This window comes from Acidocella sp. MX-AZ02, from assembly GCF_000306035.1.
Taxonomy (GTDB): Bacteria; Pseudomonadota; Alphaproteobacteria; order Acetobacterales; family Acetobacteraceae; genus Acidocella; species Acidocella facilis.
This window is the reverse complement of the sequence record NZ_JH976207.1, coordinates 357,035-358,006: the sequence shown is the minus strand read 5'-3', so window position 1 is coordinate 358,006 and position 972 is coordinate 357,035. Positions and strand designations below refer to the sequence as shown.

The window sequence follows — 972 nt, the reverse complement described above, 5'->3', positions numbered from 1 at the left end:
GGCGCCGCGCGTCCCCTTCAGCCTGCGCGCGCCGCACGCGGATGACCTGCCGGGCCTGGCCGCCTTGTGCAGCCTGCCGGGCATCTGCTTTGGCACCACCGGCCGGCCCTTCATGACGCCGCAGGATGTGGCGCATCTCGCCGCGCCGGAGAGCAGGGCGCATGCCATCCTCGCTCTGTCCGGCGAGGTGGTGGCGGGGCTGGCGGTACTGACACCGGGACGCGGGCGCCATCTGCATGCCGGCACGGTGGAGTCGCTGCTGGTGCATGATGCCTATCAGGGCCAGGGCATCGGGCGCGCCTTGCTCTCGGCGGTGCTGGAGCTGGCGGATTGCTGGCTGGGCCTCAGCCGGGTGGCGCTGGCGGTGCTGGCGGACCAGGACCATGCGATCCGGCTTTACGAATCCTTCGGCTTCGAGGTGGAAGGGCGTTTCGCCGCGGATATTTTCCGGGGCGGCGCCTATGCCGACTCGCTGGCCATGGCGCGGCTTCGATGACGCCTTATATTGAGGGCTGAAAGGAGTGCCCGCATGAGCACCGCGCATTACAAAATCGTCCCGCACGATGGCGGCTTCGCCTACACGCTGGATGGCAGCTTTTCCGAAAGCTTCAAGACCCATGAGGCGGCGTTGAAAGCCGCCCGCCGCGCCGCGCAGGAGCAGCGTGTGCCCGGCGAGACCCGGCTGATCCAGTATCAGAGCGAGGATGGCGCCTGGCACACCGAGGAAGCCCTGGGCATCGACCGCCCGCAGACGGATGTGAAGGGCTGATCAGGCGGCGCGGCGCACCGGAACGGGGAGCGAAGCGCCGTCCCCCACACGGGAAATGCGCAACCGCGCCGGGTTGTAACGGCGCGGCGCCCTGAAGCTGAAACCGGCGCGGCCGATGCCGATGCCGGCTTGTTCGAGGTCCGGCCGATGGTCGCAGGCCAGCACCGTGCCCAGCCTGGTTCGCCCGGCATAGATCTCCAGCG

3 protein-coding genes are annotated in these 972 nt (G+C 69.2%); 2 read left to right on the top strand and 1 reads right to left on the bottom strand.

Annotated features, from left to right (window positions below):
* A partial coding sequence (locus tag MXAZACID_RS01755) for a GNAT family N-acetyltransferase (protein ID WP_008492306.1) occupies positions 1-496 on the top strand: 496 nt, incomplete at its 5' end.
* Between the two features lie 33 nt (positions 497-529).
* Complete coding sequence (locus MXAZACID_RS01750; RefSeq protein ID WP_008492304.1) at positions 530-769, top strand: DUF2188 domain-containing protein; 240 nt, start codon at positions 530-532, stop codon at positions 767-769.
* On the opposite strand, the gene MXAZACID_RS19080 is transcribed toward MXAZACID_RS01750, so the two are convergent.
* On the bottom strand, positions 770-972 hold a 203-nt coding region (locus MXAZACID_RS19080), incomplete at its 5' end, for a hypothetical protein (RefSeq protein WP_039884656.1).